Below are 26,669 nucleotides of genomic sequence, written 5' to 3' on the forward strand. Positions count from 1 at the left end.
TAAATTATTGTTAAATACTTGAATTTTACGCCATTTTTGACTTATTTCGCAGAACACATTTTGTTGTCGAGCGATGGAAGAAAGCATAAAAAATACCCCCAATGACAAAGGCTCGAAAAGTAGCCTTTTTTCTTTTTTAAATGGATTAGTCCCAAGTAATAAAGCCAACGAATCGAAAGGCATTGCAGAAGATTCTAAAATCAACCGCTATGCTGATAGCATTGAACAGTCGAATTACCTGAGTCGTGATTTAAGTTGGCTCAAATTCAACGAGCGAGTTCTTGACCAAACTCGTGAAAAAGACCTTAATCTATTTGAAAGATTGAAGTTTTTGGCCATTACAGCGTCTAATCTTGATGAGTTCTTCACGGTTCGTTTGGGCAGTCTTTACAATTATCTTGACTTCAATAAAGAGCGTATCGACTATTCTGGTTTGCGTGAAATTCCTTTCCGGAAAGCTCTCATGCTCTCGGTTAAGCAATTTTGTCAGGAACAAGATAGAATTTTTAAGGAAGAACTCACTCCGCTTTTTTCTGATTATAAGTTTAAAATCGTAAAAATCAGCGAGCTTTCTCCTGCCGAGTTAGAAGAAACCATTGCGTACTTCGATAATACTGTTTATCCGATGCTTACGCCAATGCTTTTCGACCACACCCATGCTTTCCCTGTTTTGATTGCTAAAACGTTGATTTTTGGGGTCGTAACTGATGCTAATCGTTCAACACTCTTTCCCGACGATAGCGAAAACAAAAAACTTTCATTTGTTCAGATTCCAGGAAATCTCCCAAGATTTTTTACGATTGAGCGTGGAGAAGAAATTTTGTTTTTACCAATCGAAGAAATCGTTCGACACGAAATAAAGAAACTATATCGAAACATAGAAATTCAATCGGTTAATCTGTTTCGCATCGTAAGGAATGGAGATTTTACCCTCGAAGAATCTGATGATATTGAAGCAGACTTCGTGGACGAAATCAAGCAAAAAATTAAAAGTCGCCGTTTAGGACGAGTGGTTCACATGGAAATTGAACCCAATCCAAATGAGTGGATGCTTACGATGCTCCAAAAGCGTTTCGAGATTGACAAATACAATATCTTTTTTGATGAGTACCTTATAGATTATACTTGTTTATGGCAAATTATTCGTCATCCAGAGTTTCAAGAAGATATTAAACCAGTGCATCCGCCAATCGTTCATCCGAGATTGCGAGATAAAAACGCTGATATTTTTGAGGTAATTCGTGAAAAAGACTTATTGTTGCATCATCCATACAACAATTTTGAGCCAGTTTTACAACTTATCGAAAAAGCTGCCGAAGACCCAGATGTTTTGGCTATTAAACTTACCATCTATCGTTTGGCTAAAAAATCTCGTGTAACACAAGCCCTTCTGAAAGCGGCTGAAAATGGCAAACACGTATCGGTTTTGTTTGAAATTAAAGCTCGTTTCGACGAAGAAAACAATATCCGTGAAGCTGACCGACTTCAACGTGCGGGTTGCTTTGTGATTTATGGTATTGGTTGGTATAAAACCCATACCAAACTCATGTTGATTGTAAGAAAAGAAGGAAATAAAGTTACCCAATATGCTCACTTAGCGAGTGGAAATTACAATGAAGATACGGCAAGACTTTATACAGATATTGGCTTGCTAACAAGTAATCCGACTTACACGAAGGATATTTCGGAGTTTTTCAATGTAATTACGGGTCATTCACAGCCTGCCGATTATCATAACTTAATTACGTCGCCTCGTGATATGCGTAATAAACTCATTGAGATGATTCGCAATGAGGCCACAAATGCTCAAAATGGCTTGCCAAGCGGTATTTGTATCAAGCTTAACTCACTCGAAGACCAACACGTAATTAACGAACTTTACAAGGCTTCTCAAGCAGGTGTAAAAATAAAATTGATTGTGAGAGGTATTTGTTGTTTACGCCCAGGTAGAAAAGGATTAAGCGAAAACATCACCGTACGCTCAATCGTTGGGCTTTTCCTCGAACACGCACGCATCTTCTATTTCCATAATAATAACCAAACAAAGCTCTATGGTGGCAGTGCTGATATTATGGTGAGAAGTTTTGATAAACGTATTGAGTCTCTATTTGAAATTGTTGATGAAGATATAAAACGCCAAGTGATGCACATCTTAGACTATAATCTTCGAGATAATGTAAACGCTTATGAGCTTCAAGAAGATGGCACCTATAAGCGGGTAGTTTGCTCTCTTTCATCAGAAGAACAGCCTTTTGATATTCACCAACGCTTCTTTGAAGTAACAGGACAAGACAACGAACCAATCGTATTGTTCGATACCGAACCAAAAGTAGTTGAAGAAATAGAAACAAGCGAGGTTGAAAACTGAGTAAAAAAGGAGTTGGATTTCAGAATCCAACTCCTTTTTTAATGCACAATTAGCTTCGTACCCATCACAATTTCTTGATACGGTGGCATTTCTTCGGATGGATTTTCGATGATATTTATCAGTAGTTCTGTTGCTTTTATACCCATATTGTAAGCAAATTGCTCGACTGAGGCCAACGGAGGATTATCTAAATAAAATGTCATAGGCAGATTGGCAAAACTTACGAACAGAATATCTTTGTTGGGTACAAGCCCCTTTTGCTTGCAAACTTGCATCGCATAAAGTGCCAAATAATCGTTGAAAGTCAGAATAGCTTCAGGAGGTTCTGGCAGAGCCAAGAGTTCCTCCATTTTTACCATTGTATCATCTTTCGATAAATCGGTTGATTTTATGTACTTAGGTGAGGTTTCAAGATTAAACTTTTTGATGGCAGTCAGATAGCCATTTAGGCGTTCATCGCACACTTCCAAATTCGATGGGCCATTTAAAAGAGCTATTCTCTTAACACCACTATTTATCAAATATTCAATTGCTTCAAAAGCACCATCGGTAATACTACAACGCACTTTATTGGCCTCAAGATTGCGTGGCACACGGTCAAAGAAGACAAGTGGGGTTCCGAAATGCTCTACTTCTTTAAAATGGCTGTAATTATTTGTTTCGGCAGCTACTGAGGCAATTACCCCATCTACTCGGCTGCTTAGAAACGATTTGAGAGCCTTTTCTTCTCTATCAAACTTATCTCTTGATTGGCTCACAACAACGTTATAACCTTTCTCCAAAGCTACATCTTCGATACCCGAAATAGCCATCGAAAAAAACTCTTCTTGCAAGTACGGAAGTAGAACACCAATGGTGTATGTACGATTCTTTTTTAAGAAAATAGCAGCTGGATTTGGCACATAGTGCATTGTTTTTGCCAACTCCCATACTCGCTCTCGTGTACGAAGGCCAATTCGAGTGTTATTCTGTAAAGCCCTCGAAACCGTTGAAATGGAAACACCCAATTTTTGGGCTATTTCTTTGATGGTGGCTTGATGTCTTTGCATAAAAGCAAGTCGTTATAAATTTAGTTAGGGTTATAAATGTTAAAGGATTTAGCAGTTTTAAAGGAAAATCACTTATTTCTTCGCCAGAAATACCAAACTCCTGCCAAAAGTCCCAAAGCTAATAAAATCCATTTCAATATTGACCAAATCGCAAAATGTTTTTCTTCGGTAATTGTAATCGTCTGATTAACTTTCTGATTTTTCAAGACTTGTTTTTCTCCTCCTGTCCAATGCACAATTATTTCGTCGATTTGGGTGGCATTGCCTACGCCAAAATGAGCAAAGGTGGCATTCTGTGAAAGATGACTCGACCCTCCCCCATCTATTTCTCTGATTTGGTGTTTCCCATCAACTACAATTTCTACCCTCGAAGCCAAGCCGTGCGACTCAGCATCAACACCTTTAAGTGCAATTTTTATCCAATTTCCTTTGGCCGAATCATTGCGAAACAAATGGGTAGTTGAAGCAACTGGATAGCCCGTCAAAATCGGTTCTTGATTGACAACCAGAATATCTAAATCGCCATCGTTTTCTAAATCAAAAACAATCGAACCTCGACCAATTCCGTAATCGCTTACACCCATCAAACGGCCTTTTTCTTCAAATCTTCCGTTGATATTCTCCAAATAATAGTCGCCCATCGGTACACAATTTGGGTTCAAATCTCCGTTGGCTACGAATAAATCGAGGTCGCCGTCATGGTCGAAATCAGCAAAATTTGCCCCCCAACTAATCGTGATAAATCCTAAGCCAACTTCACGGGATTTCTCAACAAATGGCTTTCCTACGCCATTATTGACCATAAACTTATTGAAACGAATGTTGGTAATGAAGTAATCCATCCAACCATCGTTATTATAGTCACCCACCGCCGAAGCCATTGAATTTATCTTCAAATCCATTGCAGTTTCCTTGCTCACATCTCTAAACTCATGCCACGGGTATTCATTCTTAAACAATAAATCGGGCGTGCGTTTGTAACCAAAATCATGGTTTACGAAAAGGTCTTGGTCGCCATCGTTATCGAAATCAGTGAAAAGTCCACCAAATCCAAAACCTTTGTGGCTCAGTCCATAATCTTTATAAACATTCTTAAACGATTTCCCTTTTTCGTTGAGTAACAAATATCCTTCCGTAATCTGATTGGCACTTACAATCATGGCGTCGTTGATAGTGCTGAGGTCGCCAGGGTATTCGGTAAAATAATTTCCAACATAAAGGTCAGGATAGCCGTCGGCATTGAAATCGCCAAAACTTGCTCCAGTGCTAAAAGAGTTTAGTTTTCCGAGTCCAAATTCGGCCGTTGCATCACGAAAAGTATTGTTGCCATTATTCAAATACAATAAATTAATGGCTCTTGGAATAATCTTCTTTTGCCCTTTTGAAGTAATGGTAGTGATGTATAAATCTACGAATCCATCTCGATTTACATCGGCTGCGGCAGCACCTTGTGTAATAAATTTTTTAGTGTCAATAAGACCAGATTTTTCGTAGATATTTGTAAATCCCCCTTTTTTGTTATTCAAATACAGCACATCGTCGGCCATGCCACCTGCCAAATAAATATCATCAAAGCCATCATTATTAATATCTAAAACACAAGCTCCACCACCTAAAAACCCTTCAAAAACCTTAAATTGGTGTTTGATTCCAGCTTGCTCAGTGATGTCTTTGAAAGGTGTTTGAGCGAATGAATAACTACCACAAAAGACTAAAATATAAGTTAAAAACCCAATCAAGTTAAGTGATTTGAGTTGAAAACCCGCATTGGCAACGACTATAAATTTAATATTCTTCATTTCTTCCATTTCAATTGAATAATGTTTTCTGCCACAACCTTCCCTTTTTCTAAGCCTGCTTCGTTATCTTGCGGAACGTGAATACCTCCATAGAAACGAGACTTGGCGGTTTCTTCGGCTACTTGCCAAAAAGACTCAAAATGACGGGCTTTAAAATCTACATTTCGCAGTTCATCACGCTTCCGACCTACGTGGGCATCATCAGTAAATGAAAATTTTTCTCCATACAAACTACTCAAAATAGTTGCGGTTGAAGCCGCTTGAATAGCATGACCCGACGGAAAAGCTGGAAACGGAGGGTCAGGCCAAAATGACTCCCAAAATTTATCAATGTACTGAGGAATAAATGTGTTGGGGCGTTCGGTAAAAAACTTATATTTCCACTTCCAACAATTGGTAAAGGCATCGGCTACTCCTAAGCCAACTTTGGCGTAGGTTTCGACACACTTCATTAGATTTGGTTTGGCTTTTTTGATTACTAAAGTTGCCAAATAATACGAATGCCCCGGTGGTGTAAAAGTTTCGTCGGGGTCGTCTCCCCACCAAATAGCAGCTTCTTTCTGAGCTTGGGTAAGGCTTTTTTCTTGATTATAAACTGCTAAAAATTGCTTGTAATAAGCCGAGTTGGGTAAAGTATCGTAAGGTATGGGTTTAGGGTCGGGAATTTGATGATTTGAGATTAAGAATGTTCGGTTTTCGCCCCAATGTGGTTGAAGCGGATAATGACTAAACGACTGTCCGTAAAGTGGTGGTTTCCACGAACCTAAGTGGTTTGGATAGACCATTTTCTTATCAAAATTTCGTAAATAGCCACGGTATCCACCATCGGTTTTCGACCATTCAAAAATCACTTTAGCTACTTCTTTTCCAAAACTTACTGACCTTTCTATCAGTGCTTTATCTTCTTTATTTTTTGTATAGTATTCAAAAATGGTTTTCTCCAGAGAGTCTATTTTTAGCTTATTTTGGTCAGAAGTTTGATTATAAATATTTTTAAGGATTGAGGCTTGGGCGGCATTTAGAGCGAGTTTCCAATCGTATTTTATGGTTGGGTTGGGCTTTGGCAAACTATCAAGACCATCGAGTTGACCAGTAAGTGACTGATACGAAGAATCGGCATATACAAAAGATTCGTACATCGTCAATCCGATATAACCTAAGCATCGAGACGCATAAGTAGGTGAATTTGAAGGAGTGTTTTTGGTAATAAAAAGGGTCATATCGGCCCATTTAGTTGCTAAGTCTTGCTCATCCAACACAATATCTTTTTTGCAACTAAGGAGCGTACCGATTATAAAAACTAAGACAATAATAGATTTCGGTAAACTTTTTTTCATAGGAAACTCATTAGGGATTTGAGTCGGTTAGTATTAATGCTGAAAATTAAGCAATTCTTTATAAAATTGCTTTAAAATTTAAAAATCTACCCCACAAAGAGGTAGATTTTTAAATTACTGTCGTTTGAATGAATGACGATTATTGTTCGTGACCTGGATTCTGAACTAATTTCGTATTTCGTTTTACTTCATCACGACTTAAAGCTCGATAATACATTTTGTCAGTCCACTTACGGGTTTCGTTCGATGTATTATCTTCTACGGTATAAGTATAATCATACAATGATTTATCGTATTTGTAGATAGCTGGAGCTTTTGCACCTGCTTTAAGTTTAGCATCAACATTGATTGATTTGATACCACGACCAACAGTAGTTGCAGGAATCATCCAACGACGTGCATCATGATAGCGGTGTTCTTCATATACCAGCTCAATTCGGCGTTCGTTACGTAATCTATCACGCAATGCAGTACCTTTATCAGCCACGGCTGGCATACCTGCTCTGAATCTGATTCGGTTAATCCATTTAAGGGCTTCTGCCTCATCGCCAGTTTCGATACAAGCCTCAGCATAGCTAAGAGCTAATTCTGTATAGCGAATAAATGGCCACGGAATTACTTGTGCTGATGATTGGTTATCTGCTAAAGCTGGATTTGGGTCGATAAACTTACGAGTATAGTAGTGCGTACGGCTACCATTCCAGTTTTCAATAGCAGACTCACGAGTGTCGATACCGTTGATTCTTCCACCTTTCCCATCATCATAATAACCAGTTTGAATTTGGTTAGCAGGGTCTAAACCCGCCACATCCGATGGTCTTGGTTTCCATGTTGCACCATCATATAACACGGTTGCATAGAAACGTGGGTCACGGTTATCATAAGGAGCAGTTTTGTGTTCTTTCTTTGACCAATCGAATTTCGAGCCGTCCATCATTTCGTAATCATCCACTAAGTTTTGGATTGGTGTGTTACCAGCCCAGTTATGATACCCATTCGGGCCGTTATTGATACCATAGTGAATACCACCCAAAGGCCAGTTGTCTTCTTGCGTATAAAGAGCCGTATGCGTACGTTGGAAAATCAACTCAACTGCGGCTGATGGGTCGCCAACAGCACTTTGTCCACCAAGAGCAATCGACATATAGTTGTTTCTGCCTTCTTCGGCCGATACTGGAGCCGATAAAGCCATTTTATAACCAACACCTGCATCTAAAGCAGCTTTGGCAGCAACTTTGGCGGCATTCCATCTTGCAGCACGGTCGCCTGATGGATAAGCAATCAAATCAAGGTTTGGATAGCTACCCAAAATGCTTGATTTAGCTTTAACGGTTGGCCCATCGTGCAAGTCACTGGCCGCATAAAGTAATACACGAGCTTTAAGCGACATCGCTGCTAATTTTGATGCTCTACCTGCAATATTTGGCTTTCCATCTAATAATTTCGACGCATTGTCAAGGTCGCTTACGATAAATTTCACGCACTCATCGTAGGTATTACGTGGAGCAGAATAGTCTTCATCTAAGCCATAAGCCTTGCTAATCAAAGGTACACCGCCATAAAAACGAAGTAATTGGTGGTAGTAATAAGCACGCAAGAAATACGCTTCACCCATGAGTTTATCTTTCAAAACCGCATCAGTAAATGTAGCTTTTGGAAGATTTTCAAGTGCTACGTTTGCTTGTCTGATAGCCAAATACATAGTACTCCATTTGTAAGTATCACTTTCCCAACCTAAGTTATTTGGGCTTTCGGTTCCTTCGGTAAAAGTATTGATATTACGTCCAGCGTGCGTAAACATCGCCTCATCAGTATAGGCGGCAAGAGCTTGCTCTTCAAAACCGCCATATCCCAAAAACGAGTAAACATTGAAAATGAAGGCCTCTGACAAGGCTCCATCGCCCCAAGTAGCTGCACTTGAGATTTTATCAAGTGGCTTTGTATTTAAAAAATCCTTGTCGCACGATAAAGCAAATGCCATTAAGATTGCAAACAGGCTTGCTTTTATTTTAATATTCTTCATATTTTAATTTAGATTTAGAATGATAAAGTTAAACCTGTGTTGATTACACGAGACTGAGGGTAGTAAACACCACTTTGAGCTGTTGCTTCTGGGTCATAAACTTTCATCTTGTCGATTGTAAATAAGTTTAAGCCATTTACATAAACTCTCACGGTTCCGAGTTTTACTCTATCTGTCAATTTTGTAGGTAAAGTATAACCTAATTCTAAGTTTTTCAAACGGATATAATCTTTGCTAAATAAATAGTAAGTGTTGTTTCCGTAGTTTCCACCTGTATAATAGGTATCACCTCTACTCGCCAAACGAGGGTGTTCGCTGCTCGGATTATCAATTGACCAACGATTATCGTAAGAATATTTCAAGAAGTTACCGATGTCACCCGATTCTGTTTGAATACGAATAGCTGCACCCGCTGCACCTTGGAACAAGATATTAAGGTCGAAACTTTTGTATCTGAAATCAAGGGTTGCTCCAAAGTTAAATGTAGGCGTATCGTTTTTATCTAATCTAACTCTATCGTCACCCGTAATTTTGCCATCACCGTTGTAATCAACAAATTTCATATCGCCTGGGATAAGTTTTGATGTTACGGCCGAATAGTCAATTTTGTTAGCGTCAATGGATGCAGCATCCTTAAATACACCATCTGATTTATACACTAAATAACCATTGATTGGCTTACCTTCTTGTAATTGATAGCTTGGTGCTCCTGGAATTTCATCCATAAATACCACTCTATTTTTAGCATAACCACCATTGATGGCCGCTCTGAAAGTAAGGTCTTGGCTCGCTTTTCCGTTATAGCCGATGTTGAACTCAAAACCACGATTATCAACTTTTCCAGCATTTACGGGAGGCAACAATGAGTTAATACCTGATGATGATGGAGTTGAACCTGTTTTCTGAATCAAGATTTGGTCACGACGGTTATAGAAATATTCTAAAGTCGCATCAATTTTTCCATTCAAGAAAGTACCATCTAAACCTACGTTATAGTTATTGGCTCTTTCCCAAGTAAAGTTAGGGTTTGCCAACACCGTTTCTCTCAAAGTCGTAACCACTTGGTTGTTGATTGGATACTGTCCAAAGCCATAAGTTGATAAGAACGCATATTCTTGCAACTGGTTGTTGTAGAATACTTGGTCGTTACCCATTTGGCCATACGATGCACGGAGTTTTAAGTAGTCGATGCCCGGTACTTTAAAGAAGCTTTCGTTAGTAAGATTCCAACCCACCAATAAACCTGGAAAGAAACCGAATCTCTTAGCTTCAGGGAAGATGTACGAACCATCGTAACGGTAGATACCTTCGATGAGGTATTTTTCTTTGTAGTTATATTGCAAACGGCCGTAGTAACCTAAACGAGCTCTGTTATATGCACTACCACCTGTACTTTGTTGAAGCGAACCACCCGCAAAGATTTGGTCAATTGCTGGCGAGATGTAGTTTCTACGGAAAGCACTGAAGTTATCGCCTTTGAAAACCTCTTTCGTTACACCAACCAATGCCGATATATTATTATTAGCACCGATTTTTTTGTCGTAAGTTAAAGCTGCACTCAAGTTGGTATTCAATACTGAGCGATATTCTTGCGTTAGGCGTGGGTCTTTGAAGTTTGAACGAATAGCACCTTCGAGTTTTGGAGTTACGCCATCTGCTTCAAAAGTCTTTTTGTCCCAATAATACAACGACCACGGCGTTTGCCAAGTTTTAGTTGTTCCGCTTGTTCTATCAATCGCTGCTGATAATGATAATTTCAAACCTTCAATCCAAGGGTTAGTGATATTCACCCCACCATTTGCTTGGATATAATCGGTTGGAGATTGCTTATAACCAGTCGCATTAGTAGTAATTACGTAAGGGTTTTGACCATTTTCAATATCTGGGCCTGGCATTCCGTTTGGCCAAACTTCTGGCTCAGTCGGACGGCCACGCATCAACATTCTGAAAATTGCACCCGCATCTTCAGTTGGATATTTGCGGTCTTCTCTTCTAACCATAATGCCTAAATTAGTATTGATATACTTATTCACTTTTGCATCAAGGTTTGTACGGAAGTTATATTGCTGATAGTTGGTTGCTGAGTTTTTGTAGTAAGCATCTTGGTTTACATAACCCAATGAAGCCATATACTTTACGGCCTCAGTTCCACCTGATAATTGTAAGTTATGACGTGCTTGTGGCGACCAAGTTTTGAAGGCATCGCCAAACCAATCAGTATCTGGATATAACCAAGGGTTATTGCCTGTTGCGTATCCTTTTACAGCTTCTGGGCTATAATTGGCACTCAATGAGCTAACGCCCGCCGTTGGTGATTTATAAACACCCGTTGTTTTGATTGCTTGCCAAGCAGCAGACCATTCGCCCGCAGGAATTGATTTGTAAATCGGCAATTCATTCATAATGGCAGCATACTCCGAAGCATTGGCCATTTGAGGAACTCTCGCTGGTTGCGAAAAACCTTGGTTGAAATCATAAGTGATTGTCGGCTTGCCTGACTTACCACGTTTAGTAGTTACCAAGATTGCACCATTGGCAGCTCTTGCACCATAGATGGCTGCCGAAGCATCTTTCAATACTGAGATAGACTCAATATCACGCGGGCTTAAACGACCCAAACCACCATCACGGTCAGGAATACCATCAATAACTACCAATGGGCTGCTGTTTCCGAGTGTATTTGTACCACGAATTGAGATTTTCGCACCGTCATTACCTGGCTCACCACTTGTTTGGATAACAACCAAACCTGGGAGACGACCAGCCAAAGAGTTTGAAATATCAGTTGCTGGCGACTTGATTAATTTTTCGCCTTGTACTTGTACGACGGCACCCGTAACGGTTACTTTTTTCTGTGTACCGTAACCTACAACAACTACTTCGCTGAGGGCTTTTGTATCAGTTTCGAGAGCGATGTCAAGCACTGAGCGGCCATTTACGGCAACTTCTTGTGTAACGAAACCAATATACGAAACAACTAATGTAGCGTTTTTTCCTGCCGCAATAGAGTATTCGCCATTAACGTCAGAGATGCTACCAACGTTTGTTCCCTTCACCAACACGCTTACGCCGGGTAAGCCTTGCCCTTTATCGTCAGCGATTTTACCCTTGACGTTCTGGGCGATGGCATTAGTAAAGATTGTAAAAATAAACATCAACAACAAGAAATTCACTTTCCTATTGGGATGAATACACCGAGTAGAAATAATCATAATTTTAGTTTTGTAGGTTTAAATTTTGATTTTAAGGTTAAAACAATACGATTATCGAAGCGAGGAGATTCGATATTGAACAAGCGAGCCATGTTATTGAATTGATTAGGTATGCGTTTTTGTGCGAATTGAAAATCGCCTTGAACAATGCAGAAGTTTCATAAATATTAGGTTTCTTCAGTGCAAATTGCAATAATCATATAAACTATACAATATAGATTTGTACTATTCATATTAAATTAACAAGTGATGTCTTGTGCAAACGTTTGAAAGTTGTCATTTAGAGCAACATACCAGCGTGCAAAGGTTTGCACAGATTTAAGTTTTTCATTAATTTTTCCAATATTTAAAGCATCTTCGAACAATCGCTTAAATTTTGAGAATATAGGCAACAATAGATAATTCGTTGAGTATTTTCTTAGGCATTTTTTTCTTCTTAAAACTCTCTTTAAGAAAGCCCTTAAAAACCAAAATTGACAAGCAACTTTGGCATCCTAATCTCAATTTGATACGCTCTTAAAATTATTAGAAAAGTATAATATTTTAATCAAATATTGAAATTTTGTGCAAACGATTGCAAATCAAAAATTATAAGATTTAGCCCATATTTTTCCAAAAAAACGCATAACTAAGCCTTTTTTCTTCAATAGTGTTAATTATTTCAATTCTATTATTAAAAAAAATTAATTTAATTTTAATCGAATTTTAATCTTAAACGTCTATTAACCTTTTAACTAAATCTTCTATGAAAAAATTTACTCTACGGAGTATCTTTGTCTTGTTGCTCGGGGCAGTAGGTGCTTTGTCAGTTCCTAACGTTTTTGCTGGTCCCAGTTCAGGTAAAATACTTGAACAAAAAGTATCGGGAAAAGTAACCGATTCGGAAAAAGGAGAAGCACTTCCAGGGGTGAGTATTCTCATCAAAGGCACTCAAAAAGGCACGACAACAGATGCTAATGGCGACTATACCCTCACTGTTGCAGACAGCAAAGCGGTATTGGTTTTCAGTATTGTGGGCTATGAGCCACAAGAGGTTGCGGTTGGAAACCGTACTACCATAAACGTTGGTATGAAATCTGACACAAAGACTTTGGGCGAAGTGGTGGTCGTAGGTTATGGCGTACAGAAAAAAGAAACCATTACTGGTTCGGTTGCATCAGTAAAAGGTTCTGAATTAATCAAGTCGCCAACCGTAAACTTAAGTAACTCAATCGCTGGTCGTATGGCTGGTGTTGTGGCAGTGAACAGAAGTGGTGAGCCTGGTGCCGATGGTTCGGCAATTCGTATTCGTGGCTCAAATACCCTCAACAATGGAGATGCCCTTATTGTAGTTGATGGTATCCCGAACCGTGCGGGTGGTCTTGACCGTATTAATCCAAACGACATCGAAAGTGTTTCAGTTTTGAAAGATGCTTCGGCAGCTATCTACGGTTCTCGTGCTGCCAATGGTGTTATCTTGATTACTACCAAACGTGGAAAAACTGGAAAACCACAAGTTTCGTATTCGGCTAACCAAGGTTTCGCACAACCTACCGTAATCCCTAAATTGGCCAATGCAGCTCAGTACGTGAGTATGCTCAATGACCTTGATATTTATGGTTTGCCTGTGAGCGAATGGGCTGCTGCTAACTCGGCCTACAAATCGACGGGTTCGTACACTCGTCCTGACGGAACAATCAGAAAAGCTCCTTTTACGCCTAAAGATATTCAACAATACTCTGATGGCTCTGACCCTTGGCTTCACCCAAATACTGATTGGTACAAAGCTACATTGAAACCGTGGTCGCCTCAAACTCAGCATAATTTACAAGTTACGGGTGGTACAGAAAACGTAAAATATCTGGCTTCGATTGGCTACCAAAATCAAGATGGTTTCTACAAAAACTCAGCCACGGCTTATCAACAATATGATATTCGCTTTAATATTGATGCAAAAATCAATAAGTACATCGACCTCAACGTAGGTATCTTAGGCCGTGAAGAAGCTCGCAACTACCCTACTCGTTCGGCTGCTGCTATCTTCAGAATGCAGATGCGTGGAAAACCACAACAACAAGCTTATTGGCCAAACGGTCTTCCGGGTCCTGATATCGAAAACGGCGAAAACCCAGTTGTAATCACTACAAGTCTATCGGGTTATGACCGTCAGAAACAAGACTATATCCAAACAAATGGCTCACTCGATATTAAAATTCCGTGGGTACAAGGTTTGAAATTTACAGGAACTGCCGCTATCGACAAAAGATTGGGAACAAGAAAATTATGGCAAATTCCGTGGACACTTTATCAACAAGGCTCTGGCTTCGAGGCTGATGGTACAACACCTAAGTTAGTTGCGAGCAAGAGAGGTCCAGCTGAGCCAAACTTAACACAATCATTCGATGACCAATTGAATATCTTGCTCGGTGGAGTTGCTACTTATGAGCGTAAATTTGGTAATCATGGCTTAACGGTATTGGCAGGAACAAACACTGAAACTATCGAAGGAAATAACTTCAATGCTTATCGTCGTTATTTCATCTCTCCTGCTCTCGACCAAATGTTTGCGGGTGGCGACCTCGAAAGAAACAACGGTGGTGGTGGATTTGAAACTGCACGTATCAACTATTTTGGTCGTGTGGCTTATAACCTCAAAGAAAAATACTTAGTTGAGTTTTTGTGGAGATATGATGGTTCTGACCGTTTCCCTAAAGCAACTCGCTATGGTTTCTTCCCAGGTGTAATGGCAGGTTGGGTACTTTCTGAAGAAAAATTCATGAAAGAAATTCCAGCAATCAGTTTCTTGAAATTGAGAGGTTCGTGGGGACAACTTGGAAACGACCAAGTGAACCTTCCTAACTCTTCTACTCCTGCAACATACCAATACTTGTCAACTTACGGTTTCCGTAGTTATATCTTAGGTGATGCAGAGCAAAAAACATTATTTGAGACTCGTCTTCCTAACGAAAACATTACTTGGGAAGTTGCCTCTAACTCAAACGTTGGTTTAGAAGGTCAATTATTTAACGGAAAAATCAACTTCGAGTTTGATTATTTCTACAACTACCGTTCAAAAATCCTTTGGTTTAAAAATGCTTCGGTACCACAATCGACAGGTATTACACTTCCTGCTCAAAACATTGGTGAAGTATCAAACCGTGGATTTGACTTTAATGTTGGCTACCGTGGACAAGCTGGCGAATTTAAGTATAATGTAAGTGTAAACGGTGGTTATTCTAAAAACCGAATCGAATTCTGGGATGAAGCTCCAGGTGCTCCAGAATGGCAACGCACAACTGGCCGCCCGATGAATACTTTCATGGCTTACCTTTATGATGGTGTATTCAAAGACCAAGCTGCTATTGATGCTCGTGGTATTGATTATTCGGCTATCGTAAAAGAACTCCGCCCTGGCGACATGAAGTATAAAGATTACAACGGTGATGGCAAAATCACACCTGACGACCAAGTAAGAACTGATAATACTACACTTCCGCTTTTCCAAGGAGGTATCAATCTCGGTGCTCAATACAAAAACTTTGACCTCACTATCTTGATTCAAGGTGCAGCAGGTGCAAAACAATATGTAAGTGCTGGTGAAATGGGTAATATCGGTAACTATTTGCTTGACATCTATCAAAATCGTTGGACGATTGACAATCCAAGCGATGTACACCCACGTATCGCTAACCGTTCTGACCAATATTTTTCGGGTGGAAACACTTATTGGTTGAGAAGCACAGATTATATGCGTTTGAAAAACTTCGAATTAGGCTATACGATTCCTGAAGTAATCGGCAAAAAAGTTGGTTTTAGCAGCATGAGACTCTACGCAAGTGGTATCAATTTATTTACGATTGACAAATTGAAAGTATTTGACCCAGAAACAGCAAGTACAACTGGTCAATATTATCCTCAATCAAGAGTTCTTAACTTAGGCTTAAACGTTAAATTTTAATTATTAGAAAAATGAAAATGTATAAAAAAATAATTTTGTCATTCTTTACAGTTTCGTTTTTTACGATTAGTTGTAACGATGACTTTGTAGATACTAAACCGCTCGACCAACTCTCGCAAGAGGTAGTATGGGGCGATGCTTCTTTGGCCGAAGCCTTTGTAAGCGAATTGTACGGAGGCTTAGGTGTGGGCGGTTTCAATGAGCAAATGCTTGCTTCATTAACTGACGAAACAATTTTTACACACCCAGGTAGAGGTATAACAACTGTTACAGAAGGTAGAAGTAATCCTGCTGACCCAGGTTGGATTAACGGTACTTTAAGTTGGGTGAATATGTACTCAAGAATCAGAGCTTGTAATTTAGCTCTCGCTAACTTAGCAAAACCACAATTCCCTAATACAGGTAATATCGTTGAGCGACTTATTGGCGAAACTAAGTTTATGCGTGCTTATTATTACCACCAATTGGTGCGTTATTATGGTGGTGTGCCAATCGTTGATAAGGCTTTTGCATTAACTGATGCAGATTTCTTGACACCTCGTAATACTTTTGAGGAATGTCTAAACTTCATAGTAAAAGACCTCGACGAAGCAGCTACTCTACTTGATGGCAAATCACTACAAAAAGGTCGTGCTACAAAAGCTGCGGCATTAGCTCTTAAATCACGTATGCTAATTTATGCTGCCAGTGACTTATATGATGTGCCAACGGCTAAAGCAAAATCTAAAGCAATGGCATCTTTCGGAAAGCCTGAGTTGATGGGCTATGTATCGGGTAGCCGTACTGAACGTTGGCAAAAAGCAAAAGCTGCTGCAAAAGCAGTGCTTGACCTTTCGGGATACGGATTTCAATTAGGCTTAACTGCACCTGCAACTGCCGACCAAGGTACAACTAACTACATAAACCAATCGCTTGCTCGTAATGGGGGACAAAACGAAATCATTTTTGGACGTTATTTTATCCAAAGCAAAAACGAAGATGGTGGTCGTGTTGGACTTTTCAATGGCCCTAATGGCTACAATAACTGGGCTGGAAACACTCCAATCCAAGAATTGATTGATGATTATGAAATGATGGATGGCTCGAAATTCGATTGGACTAAACCAGAATTGGCAAAAAGCCCTTACGATAACCGTGACCCACGCTTAAAAGCATCTGTCTTATACGAAGGTTCTCCTTGGAAACCACGTTCAGCAAGTGCAGCTCCGCTTGACCCTGCCAACCAAATCCAAACTGGTGAATACGAAGTTATCTCGGGTGGAGCAAAGAAAACACACTTTGGTTTAGATACTCGTAAGAGTAGCATCGAAGACTGGAATGGTAGCTACACTGGTTATTATATGCGTAAGTTTACTGACCCTAACCCAGGTTTAGTTGACCAAAACTCGTGGCAACAAATTCCTTGGCCGTTCTTACGTTATACTGAAGCAATGTTTAACTACGCTGAAGCATGTATCGAACTTGGCGAAGATGCCGAAGCCAGAAAATGGTTAAACCAAATTCGTTTCCGTGCAGGTATGCCAGCTATCACTGAATCGGGCGATGCACTTCGTCAACGTTATCGCAATGAGCGTCGTATTGAGATGGTCTTTGAAGAACAACGTTACCACGATGCCCGCCGTTGGATGATTGCCCCAACCACGCTCGGCCGTAAGGCAAGTATCATTGTTGTAAAAGGCACACTTAAAGCAGGTAAAACTGTTTCGACATATAAGTATGACCCAAGCAACTACGATTATTCTTTCACAGTAGGTAAAATTGACCCAGGCAAAGAAAATCGTAACTGGGATGACAAAATTTATTTCTTACCAATTCATCGAGATGAAATGAATAGAAATAGTAAACTGGTACAAAACCCTGGTTACTAATATACGTTTTGAATCAAAATGGGTAGTTGAAGGTAGTAATACTTTTAGCTACCCATTTTTTCTATTTCATAATTCAATTCTTTCTATCATAACACATCTTTGTATATTTGTTTTCTTTTACAATAAAGCAAATATCAACCCCACTTTTTATTCTCCCATTCGGAGACTATTGACCTAAAAAATGAAAATCTCTACAATCGCATACCTATTATTAATAAGTGTATTCATTACAAGCTGTAATAAGTCGTCATCAGAGGTAACCGAAGATGAAGATGAAGGTGAAAAACAAGAACCCATATTTACGTTACTTTTTCCCGATAAAACCAACGTCGATTTTCAGAATGTCATTAACGAAGGCCTAAACACCAATGTATTGATGTATGAATACTTCTATAATGGTGGAGGTGTAGCGGTTGGCGATGTAAATGGCGATGGCCTCGAAGACCTCTACTTTACGAGCAACATGCAGCAAAACAAATTGTATCTGAATAAAAGCAAGATGCAATTTAAAGACATAACAACCCCAGCAGGTGTTGCAGGTCGTGAAGGCCCTTGGAAAACAGGTACTACGATGGTAGATATAAACGCCGACGGAAAACTTGATATTTATGTGTGCCACTCGGGCAACCTCATGCCTGAAAAAAAAGCCAATGAGTTATTCGTCAATCAAGGTAATGATGCTAATGGTATTCCTAAGTTTATTGAACAAGCCAAACAATATGGACTTGATAGTCCAGCATCAAGTACTAATGCTTACTTCTTCGATGCCGACAAAGATGGTGACTTAGATATGTTTTTACTCAATCATAATATCAAGTCGCTGCCTGTTCTTGACGAAGCCCGTACGGCAGCACTCATCAAGCAAGATGATGCCGTAAGTGGTTCGAGATTTTATAAAAATGATAAAGGTTTTTTCAGAGATATTACTCGCCAAGCAGGTATCCAAAGTTCGGCTTTATCTTATGGGCTTGGGGCGGGAATCGCAGATTTTAATCAAGATGGCTGGCCAGATATTTATGTGAGTAATGATTATGCCGTACCTGATAGGTTATACATTAATAATAAAAACGGAACTTTCAAGGAAGTAAGCAACGAACAACTCGGCCATACCTCTAATTTCTCGATGGGAAATGATGTAGCCGACATTAACAATGACCTCTTACCCGACATTTTCACACTTGATATGCTTCCTGAAGATAATCGTCGTCAGAAATTATTGATGGCACCCGATAATTATGATAAGTTTGATTTGAGTGTAAGGTCAGGGTTTCATCACCAATATATGCGAAATATGCTCCAACTCAATAACGGAAACGGCACATTTAGCGAAATTGGGCAAGTTTCGGGTATTTCCAATACAGACTGGAGTTGGGCTGCCCTTTTTGCCGATTATGACAACGACGGTTTGAAAGACTTATACATCACGAACGGGTATCTGCACGATTATACCAACCTTGATTTCTTGAAATACATGGACGATTTCATGGCTACCAAACAAGGTGGTTTCCAACGAACCGATGTACTTGAATTGGTTCAAAAAATGCCTTCATCCAATGTAAAAAACTACATTTTCAGAAATAATGGTCAACTCAGCTTCAAAGACCAAACTACCAATTGGGGCTTGGGCGAGCAGTCGAATAGTAGCGGAGCGGCTTATGCCGATTTAGATAATGACGGAGATTTAGATTTAGTGGTCAATAATATTAATTCACCTGCATTTATCTACCAAAACGAAGCCAACAATAAACTTGGCAATCAGTTTTTGAAAGTAAAACTCAACGGTGAAAACGGTAATAAAATGGGTATTGGTGCCAAAGTTTATCTATATGCTCAAGGAAAAAGTCAATATCAAGAGCAAATGCCTACTCGTGGTTTTCAATCGAATGTGAGTTTTACGTTGAATTTCGGTTTGGGTAAAAATGCTAAAATCGACTCAATAAAAGTTATTTGGAATAGCGATAAAAGTCAAGTTTTGACCAACGTCCAACCTAATCAAACTTTAGTTTTAGAAGAAAAAAATGCTACGAATAAAGCAAATTTAGGCATTCAGAGTAATACAATTTTCACGGAAGTAACTTCTCCAATCATATCGGTTCAGAATAAAACGACTTATAATGATTTCAAAAGACAAATTTTGTTGACCAACTCTCAATCTTATATAAGTCCAGTAATGGCCAAAGGTGATGTCAACAACGATGGTCTTGAAGATGTTTTTGTAGGTGGAAGTTATGGCAAAAACAGCGAACTTTATATTCAATCGAATGGCTCGTCATTACAATTTACAAAGAAACCGTTTCCTTCAAATCCTAATGCAGATGTGAGTGATGCTGTTTTCTTTGATGCCAACGGCGATGGCTTTCAAGATATTTATGTGGCTCACGGTGGCTACGGAAATTTCACCGAAAATGACCCAAATCTACAAGACCAACTTTTCTTGAATAACGGCAAAGGCGATTTCCAACTTAGTGCTTCTGCCCTACCTGCTATGCTTACAAGCACAGGTTGTGTACGAGTAACCGACATCAATGGCGATTCAAAACCTGACCTTTTTGTGGGTGGTAGAGTTTCGGTGGGCAAATATCCAAACATTCCACGTAGTTATGTGTTAATCAATGATGGTAAAGGAAACGGTTCGTCGCCACGATTCAAAGACAACACACCAGAAGAATTAAAAAACATCGGTATGGTAACAGATGCCGCTTTTGTTGATTTGAATAAAGATAAAAAACAAGAGTTAGTAGTTGTTGGTGAATGGATGCCAATAACAGTTTTTGAAGTTACCGAAGGTAAACTGACAGATAAAACCGAAAATTATTTTGACCGTAAACTATCAGGATGGTGGAATAAACTGACAGTTGAAGACCTCAATGGCGATGGTTCGCCCGACTTATTAGTTGGTAATTTAGGGCTGAATAGTCAGTGTAAAGTAAGCGATAAACAACCTACCGAACTTTACTACAAAGACTTCGACGATAATGGTAGCATCGACCCAATTTTGTGTACTTATATTCAGGGAAAAAGTTATCCATATTTGACTCGTGACGAATTATTGGAGCAAGTACCAACCAAACGACCAAAATTTACGTCTTATGATAGTTACTCAAATGCAACCTTGACTGATGTTTTTGGCGAAGATGAACTAAAAGATGCTAAAAAACTGGAAACAAACTATTTAAAAACAGTCCTTTTAACACAAAATGCCCAAGGAAAGTTTGAAGAAAAAGCACTCCCGATTGAGGTTCAGTTTGCACCGATTTATACAATTACAATTACTGATTACGACCAAGATGGCAAAAAAGACCTTATCATGTGTGGTAATTTGAATAAAGCTCGTCTGAAATTTGGCAAATATGATGCCAACTACGGGCTATTGCTCAAGGGCGATGGAAAAGGGCAATTCGTGAGTATTCCTCAACGTCAATCAGGTTTTAATTTACAAGGCGATGTACGCTCTGCTTTATCAATTAAAAACCATATTTTATTCGGAATCAACCAGCAGGGCATCCGAGCATTTAAAACCAAATTATAAGAAAAACATTATATACTTTCTTAGAATTTTACAAATTATGTGCAAACCTTTGCAATACCATATTATAGGCGAGAATAAGACTATTCAAACGATTGCACTGATAGTTATTTGACTGTTTTTCAAAATTTTATCTATAATTTATTCAAAAAAATATTATTTTTGATATTAGTAGAAAGAATCAAAAGTGATTAAGTTAACAAAACTTTATAGAAGCCCCGATGTTTCTTGGGGCTTTCTTTTTTTTACTCTTTAACCAAAAACACAAACTATTGACAATATAATGTTGAATGAGCTGTTAACCCAAAAATTTAAAGACCATTTTGGGGAAAATCCTACTTTATTAGTACGAGCCCCCGGTCGAATTAATCTTATAGGCGAGCATACCGATTACAATAATGGATTTGTTCTCCCCGCTGCTATCGACAAAGCTATATACTTCGCAATCTCTCCCAGAAATGATAAAAAGTGTATTTTATTCGCTTATGATTTAGATGATTCGTATGAGCTTTCTTTAGACAATATTCATAAATCAGAAAAGAATTGGGCTAATTTCCTGATTGGTGTTTTAGCTGAGATTCAAGAATCAGGCAAACAAATCAATACTGGCTTTAATTTAGTTTTTGGCGGAGATGTACCTCTTGGTGCGGGGCTGTCATCATCGGCAGCCGTAGAAAGCGGAATGGGATTCGCTCTTAACAAATTATTTGATTTAGGGCTTTCAAAACTCGAATTGGCACTTATTGCCCAACAAGCCGAACACAAATATGCGGGTGTTAACTGTGGTATCATGGATATGTTTGCTTCGATTCATGGAAAAACAAATTCTGTTATTAAACTCGACTGCCAAGACCTTACTTTTGAATATTTTCCGTTTGATTTCCCAGAATATTCACTCGTTTTGTGCAATACAGGTGTGAAACATAACCTCGGCGATAGCGAATATAATCAACGTCGAGCCGAATGCGAAGAAGGAATCAGAATACTTCAGAAGCCTTTTCCACAAGTTGATAGCTTGCGTGATGTAACAATACCAATGCTTCGTAGCCAAGCCGATAAATTATCGCCTGTTGTATATAGTCGTTGCAAATACGTTGTCGAAGAAATCGAACGAGTAGATGTTGCGTGCGAAGCACTTGAAAATGGAGACTTGACGACTTTCGGTCAAAAAATGTACGAAACGCATGAGGGTCTAAGCCAAGATTATGAAGTAAGCTGCCCAGAATTAGATTTTTTGGTTGAACAGACACTCAACCTTGACACGGTTGCTGGGGCCAGAATGATGGGTGGTGGCTTTGGTGGCTGCACAATTAATTTAGTCAAAGCCGATGTTGTAGATGATTTTATTGAAAGTATGACCTTAGCTTATAAAGATAAGTTTGACCGAGAATTACTATCATACAAAGTAAAAATCACGAATGGTGTAGAGGAAATACAGGAAATAGTCGAAAAAGCGTCATAAATTTTTATAACTTATAATTCAACAATCGTGTAGGTGATTGTTGTGCTATATGTTTTTACTGGCAATATAACCGATATACCACTTAACGAGTACTCAATCGGTATATTACTAAGGCTAATACCACCCAGACTTAAAAAACTAACGTTTATTGTAAAAAAAGCAGTAGAAATATTTGTAATAGTTTGAGCAGTAGTGCCTCCACTGGCACTCACTGCACTCAAAATACTGGGCGTTCCAGCACCAGTTCTGCGAGCAGTTAGTACTAAATTATTGTGCCAATCAGTATTGGTTTTACTAACCGAAATCCGATAGTTTTTGGCCACCAACAAGGACCCCAAACCACTGGCAGTAATCAATGTTTGATTAGCTGCACTGGTCAACGTACTGGGCGAATAATCGCTTCCCGTAGTTGAAATTGCGGTAATACTTGGTAGCCAGTTTCCACTAACCGAAATAGCCTGACCTTCAGCCAACAAACTTATCGTTAGTAAAACCCCAAGAAGTCCAGTCTTTATCATAAATCAATTATCAATGAGTGTGTAAGTAATCTGGACAACGTTTGTGCCACTTCTCAGCAATCCATAGTTTGAAACATTCACGGTATAAGTAAGTTTAAATCCGTTGCCAACTCCAACGCCTGTATATGCCCCAGTAATATTATTTAAGACAGTGGCAGCCGTTCCGAGTGTTATAGGGCTTGCCACACTCGCCACTATTGTTCCCAGTGTTCCGCCGCCGCCCACTGCTGCATTCAAACCTAATTTTAATTGTAATCCACTCGGCACAGTACCAGCCGAAATACTGGCTTCTATTCTTCGGCTTACACCGCTCGCTACTGCCGAAGTAAAATTGAGCCATTTGGTTTCGTCGCTGACAGTAGTTGTTAGTGCCAAACCAGCCGTTGCAGGGCTTCCCAACGTCAATGTACTACTTCCACTTGAGGCTATACTTATTCGGGCAACACTACTAAAAGTCAAACTTACCGAAGCATTGCCAGAAGTCTGAGCTTTGCCTTTTAGGTAAATAAGCGTTAGTAATAATGTAAGCACGATTTTTCTCATTTCTATTCTAAATTTGAGGCTACACTCTTGTTTAAGTTATCGCTCTGTTTGATGCTCGAAGTGCGGTTGCCTTCTATATTCCCTGTTTTTGTTTTATTACGCTGCACAATTCTATTTTGCAACTGAAACTTGGGTTCGACCTCCAACTTTATTAATATCGGTTCTCGCTTCAGAATAAGGCTAACTGGCGTCGAATCGAATAGTTTTTTGGCCTGATTGGCTTTATTATTCTTTGAAATAGGCTGTGATACTTTCTTTTTATTATCGGTAGATGTTCGATTTGAATTCTGCTTTTTACTATCAGTTCCCTGCTTATCTACAAGTTTGAAGGTTCTCGGCATAAATTCTATCTGACGCTCAACTGGACGCACAGCAAATTCGGTTTTCTTAATCTTATCAACCACAATTTCTATCGTTTGTTGGGCATTTATCACCGTGAACCCTTCTTCATTACCTGCCAAAGTTGCTAAAATTTGCCAAGTACCAGGCTTCATCTCTTTGAACGAAAACCGATTACTTTCATTCAATTGAGTAACAAAACTTTCATTATCATTAAAAAGCTTCACCAAAACAACTGGCTTTTCGGTATAATTTGTGGCAAGTTTTTCACCATCTTCAAAAAACACCTTTCCTTCAATTCCACCTGTTTTTAGTAACTGTATCTGAATATTGGTCGTGCTATCAGCTTTTAAATTTACTTCTAATGGCAATTTTACGTTCGTAATTACACCAAATGGAGTTGTGCTTTTATCTATTTCAAGGTAATATTTATCTGGAATTAATTTATTAAAATAAAAATTACCGTTTTCGTCAGTTAGCATACGTTTTTCGCCTAACTGAACCACAATACCTTTCTTGCTCGTGCTATTAGAAAGGCCCAAAATCTGCCCTCTGATATTACTCAGATTTTTATTTTTAGCAACTGGGGCATTGATTCGTAGTGTATATTTCAGCGATAGATACGTTGTTTTCTGAAAATCGACCGATAAGTTCGGTATAAAAGTTTGTCCCGCAGTTAGGTTAAAACTATGATTTTTAATCCTAAGCCCTACCGACAAATCAACTAAGCTTCTATTTTCGATGAGTTCGTCGGGTGCGAAATTATTTCTATACGAAAAATTAGCATTCAATTTATCGCCTACAAACATTCGCAAAGAACCACCATAGAAAAACAAATCTGTCAGTGTGTTTTCGGTCGAGAATCGGCTTGTTCGTTGGTGTTCAGCCATTCCGCCAATCCACATCCACGGAAAAACTCTCACTTGAGGTTGTAGAGAATTAGCTATCGACTGTCTCGGCACACTTGCGTCGTTATTTTGTAATAGATTTTGAGCGGTACCGTATCTTCCTTCATACCAAAGAATAAATTTAGGAGCATTCAGATTGTAGGCGATTCGGGCAAAATCTTGTTTGAAATGAAACTTTTTAGGTTCGAGCCTGTCTTCTCGTTCTTGTTTATTATAACTCAGCAATAAATTGCTAAACTTACTAAGTTGGAAACTGGTGAATGCCTGTATACTTGAATTATAAGGCGATATATTAAAATTAATGGCATCTAAACTCGGATTTATACGAGTAATATTATTCCCTACACCGATACTTATTTTCTTACTAAGAGCAATCGAAAGATTATTGACCAACAAATAACTGTTGTTATAATATCCATAAAAGTCCTTGCCAGCATATATGTAGTCGCTGTGGAGTTGGAATCTTTTAAGTTGTATCGAAACCCGATTAAAAAGACCATAATCATACTGTTGCTCTACCCTATTTCCTACTACTTCGGTTTCCCAGTTTAATACTTTCCCCTGAAATTTTGTAGAAACTCCCACTAAATCTGACCAAAATGCTCGGTTTTTCTTGACCATGTATTTCGACATATAATCAATCGAGACCCTAAACTTGGTACTTGGTTTCAGAAAAAAACTACCTCCAAATGTTTCTTTTTGCTCATTAAAAAACCTTGGTTGAATATAAAATCCCGAAAAACCGAGCTTCTTAAATTCATTATCAATACGCATTCCACGGCCAAAACGACCAAATTCCATGAGGTTATTAAATTGCAAAGTATAGTCGCCTAATTTGATAAAGTTTTGATTTTTAAAACTATAATTAAGCGAATACACATCGTAGCTTCCCAAAATCGGAATATCAATATTGGTGGGGCCATGAGCCGTAAAATCTAAGAAATGCTTACCTTTCATATCCAAAAAACCTCTGCCTCTAATATCAAACTGCACCCCCGAAGTATTTTTGTTGCCAATCATATAATTGGTGTACCATATACCTGCTTCAATCGGAAATCTTAGATATGGGTCTTTTTTCTTGATTTTATTAGAATATACTGGCAGTGAATTAATCACTTGTATCGGCACAAGCGAATCTTTCAGATAGGCTTTGATACCCAAGGGAGTTTCCCATGAATTACTATCGCTCTCTTTTATCAGTTGTATGTTTTTGAGCCTTACCGATTCATTTGGACCTATTTTTAGCGAATCATTATTAAACTCTATTCGCCCACCTATGCTTTCGAGCCTTACTTCTTCCTGACTATTGCCTAAATTATGTATCAAATACTCTACTTTTAGCGTATCTCCTTCTTTAACATACTCTGGCAAAACCACTGGAGTTATTTCTACTTTTCTTACTCTTACTACATCAATCAATAATTTCTTTGAGATAATCGGCCCATCTTTCCTTTTTGCATAGACATAAAGCGTAAAACTCCCTGCCTTTGCGAACTTTGGAGACATGATGGTATAAATGTATCGGAGGGTTTCTTCATTGACTTGGTTTTGTGGCTCTTTCTTGAAAAGTACTTGCCAATAAGCAGGAACTCCAACCGAAACAATGATAGGTTCTTGCAATTTGGTAGGGCTTTTTACTTCAAAAATGATGTTAAAATGAGAACCAGGTGAAGCTGTTTTTGGAATATTAAGCATATTTATTTCTAATTCCTCTTGTCCGAAACAACCAAAAGAAATCATCAAACAAAATAATATATAGTAAAAGGGCTTCACAGGTCTA

At 38.8% G+C, this 26,669-nt stretch carries 13 protein-coding genes; 5 read left to right on the top strand and 8 right to left on the bottom strand.

Going from position 1 to position 26,669, the window contains the following annotated elements:
- Nucleotides 1-73: 73 nt before the first annotated feature.
- Nucleotides 74-2,368: a polyphosphate kinase 1 gene (gene ppk1, locus IEX65_RS19760; RefSeq protein WP_188768598.1), complete on the top strand. Its 2,295-nt coding sequence runs from the start codon at nucleotides 74-76 to the stop codon at nucleotides 2,366-2,368.
- 38 nt (nucleotides 2,369-2,406) lie between these two features.
- Here ppk1 and IEX65_RS19765 read toward each other — a convergent pair whose 3' ends face one another.
- From IEX65_RS19765 to IEX65_RS19785, 5 genes are all read right to left on the bottom strand, one after another.
- Entirely contained in the window at nucleotides 2,407-3,417 is a 1,011-nt protein-coding gene (locus tag IEX65_RS19765) for a LacI family DNA-binding transcriptional regulator (protein ID WP_188768600.1), read from the bottom strand.
- A 68-nt stretch (nucleotides 3,418-3,485) separates the two neighbouring features.
- The gene (locus IEX65_RS19770; RefSeq protein WP_229250799.1) at nucleotides 3,486-5,216 is read right to left on the bottom strand and encodes a CRTAC1 family protein; all 1,731 of its coding nucleotides are present in this window, start codon (nucleotides 5,214-5,216) and stop codon (nucleotides 3,486-3,488) included.
- Nucleotides 5,213-6,553, bottom strand: a complete 1,341-nt coding sequence (locus tag IEX65_RS19775) for a vanadium-dependent haloperoxidase (RefSeq protein ID WP_188768604.1) — start codon at nucleotides 6,551-6,553, stop codon at nucleotides 5,213-5,215. The genes IEX65_RS19770 and IEX65_RS19775 overlap by 4 nt, the downstream gene beginning before the upstream one ends.
- A gap of 139 nt (nucleotides 6,554-6,692) precedes the next feature.
- The gene (locus IEX65_RS19780; protein WP_188768607.1) at nucleotides 6,693-8,576 is read right to left on the bottom strand and encodes a RagB/SusD family nutrient uptake outer membrane protein; all 1,884 of its coding nucleotides are present in this window, start codon (nucleotides 8,574-8,576) and stop codon (nucleotides 6,693-6,695) included.
- Nucleotides 8,577-8,590: 14 nt separating this feature from the next.
- Nucleotides 8,591-11,788 carry a SusC/RagA family TonB-linked outer membrane protein gene (locus IEX65_RS19785; RefSeq protein ID WP_188768608.1) on the bottom strand — a complete coding sequence of 1,066 codons (3,198 nt, stop codon included), beginning with the start codon at nucleotides 11,786-11,788 and terminating at the stop codon, nucleotides 8,591-8,593.
- 745 nt (nucleotides 11,789-12,533) lie between these two features.
- Between IEX65_RS19785 and IEX65_RS19790 the strand changes: the two genes are divergently transcribed.
- The 4 genes from IEX65_RS19790 (at nucleotide 12,534) to IEX65_RS19805 (ending at nucleotide 22,581) form a co-directional block, all read left to right on the top strand.
- The gene (locus tag IEX65_RS19790; RefSeq protein ID WP_188768610.1) at nucleotides 12,534-15,725 is read left to right on the top strand and encodes a SusC/RagA family TonB-linked outer membrane protein; all 3,192 of its coding nucleotides are present in this window, start codon (nucleotides 12,534-12,536) and stop codon (nucleotides 15,723-15,725) included.
- An 11-nt stretch (nucleotides 15,726-15,736) separates the two neighbouring features.
- A complete protein-coding gene (locus IEX65_RS19795) occupies nucleotides 15,737-17,593 on the top strand; it encodes a RagB/SusD family nutrient uptake outer membrane protein (RefSeq protein ID WP_188768613.1) in 1,857 nt (618 codons plus the stop codon).
- Nucleotides 17,594-17,774: 181 nt separating this feature from the next.
- On the top strand, nucleotides 17,775-21,122 hold the full coding sequence (locus IEX65_RS19800; RefSeq protein ID WP_188768615.1) for a VCBS repeat-containing protein: 3,348 nt from the start codon (nucleotides 17,775-17,777) through the stop codon (nucleotides 21,120-21,122).
- A 280-nt stretch (nucleotides 21,123-21,402) separates the two neighbouring features.
- Nucleotides 21,403-22,581, top strand: a complete 1,179-nt coding sequence (locus IEX65_RS19805) for a galactokinase (RefSeq protein WP_188768617.1) — start codon at nucleotides 21,403-21,405, stop codon at nucleotides 22,579-22,581.
- 11 nt (nucleotides 22,582-22,592) lie between these two features.
- Here the strand turns inward: IEX65_RS19805 and IEX65_RS19810 are convergent, their stop codons facing one another.
- Genes IEX65_RS19810 through IEX65_RS19820 form a run of 3 tightly spaced genes read right to left on the bottom strand, consistent with a single transcriptional unit; the run spans nucleotide 22,593 to nucleotide 26,584 of the window.
- Complete coding sequence (locus IEX65_RS19810; RefSeq protein WP_188768619.1) at nucleotides 22,593-23,099, bottom strand: hypothetical protein; 507 nt, start codon at nucleotides 23,097-23,099, stop codon at nucleotides 22,593-22,595.
- Nucleotides 23,100-23,102: 3 nt separating this feature from the next.
- The gene (locus IEX65_RS19815; RefSeq protein ID WP_188768621.1) at nucleotides 23,103-23,642 is read right to left on the bottom strand and encodes a hypothetical protein; all 540 of its coding nucleotides are present in this window, start codon (nucleotides 23,640-23,642) and stop codon (nucleotides 23,103-23,105) included.
- Between the two features lie 2 nt (nucleotides 23,643-23,644).
- Entirely contained in the window at nucleotides 23,645-26,584 is a 2,940-nt protein-coding gene (locus IEX65_RS19820; protein ID WP_188768623.1) for a hypothetical protein, read from the bottom strand.
- Between the last annotated feature and the right edge of the window lie 85 nt (nucleotides 26,585-26,669).

The organism is Emticicia aquatilis (genome assembly GCF_014644295.1).
Taxonomy (GTDB): domain Bacteria; phylum Bacteroidota; class Bacteroidia; order Cytophagales; family Spirosomataceae; genus Emticicia; species Emticicia aquatilis.

What these genes read in the sequence shown, in the direction of transcription:
- IEX65_RS19765 (WP_188768600.1), bottom strand. Translation starts at nt 3,417, where the DNA reads ATGCAAAGACATCAAGCCACCATCAAAGAAATAGCCCAAAAATTGGGT.
- IEX65_RS19780 (WP_188768607.1), bottom strand. Translation starts at nt 8,576, where the DNA reads ATGAAGAATATTAAAATAAAAGCAAGCCTGTTTGCAATCTTAATGGCA.
- IEX65_RS19800 (WP_188768615.1), top strand. Translation starts at nt 17,775, where the DNA reads ATGAAAATCTCTACAATCGCATACCTATTATTAATAAGTGTATTCATT.
- IEX65_RS19775 (WP_188768604.1), bottom strand. Translation starts at nt 6,553, where the DNA reads ATGAAAAAAAGTTTACCGAAATCTATTATTGTCTTAGTTTTTATAATC.
- IEX65_RS19810 (WP_188768619.1), bottom strand. Translation starts at nt 23,099, where the DNA reads ATGATAAAGACTGGACTTCTTGGGGTTTTACTAACGATAAGTTTGTTG.
- IEX65_RS19815 (WP_188768621.1), bottom strand. Translation starts at nt 23,642, where the DNA reads ATGAGAAAAATCGTGCTTACATTATTACTAACGCTTATTTACCTAAAA.
- IEX65_RS19795 (WP_188768613.1), top strand. Translation starts at nt 15,737, where the DNA reads ATGAAAATGTATAAAAAAATAATTTTGTCATTCTTTACAGTTTCGTTT.
- IEX65_RS19790 (WP_188768610.1), top strand. Translation starts at nt 12,534, where the DNA reads ATGAAAAAATTTACTCTACGGAGTATCTTTGTCTTGTTGCTCGGGGCA.
- IEX65_RS19785 (WP_188768608.1), bottom strand. Translation starts at nt 11,788, where the DNA reads ATGATTATTTCTACTCGGTGTATTCATCCCAATAGGAAAGTGAATTTC.
- IEX65_RS19770 (WP_229250799.1), bottom strand. Translation starts at nt 5,216, where the DNA reads ATGAAGAATATTAAATTTATAGTCGTTGCCAATGCGGGTTTTCAACTC.
- IEX65_RS19805 (WP_188768617.1), top strand. Translation starts at nt 21,403, where the DNA reads ATGTTGAATGAGCTGTTAACCCAAAAATTTAAAGACCATTTTGGGGAA.
- IEX65_RS19820 (WP_188768623.1), bottom strand. Translation starts at nt 26,584, where the DNA reads ATGCTTAATATTCCAAAAACAGCTTCACCTGGTTCTCATTTTAACATC.
- ppk1 (WP_188768598.1), top strand. Translation starts at nt 74, where the DNA reads ATGGAAGAAAGCATAAAAAATACCCCCAATGACAAAGGCTCGAAAAGT.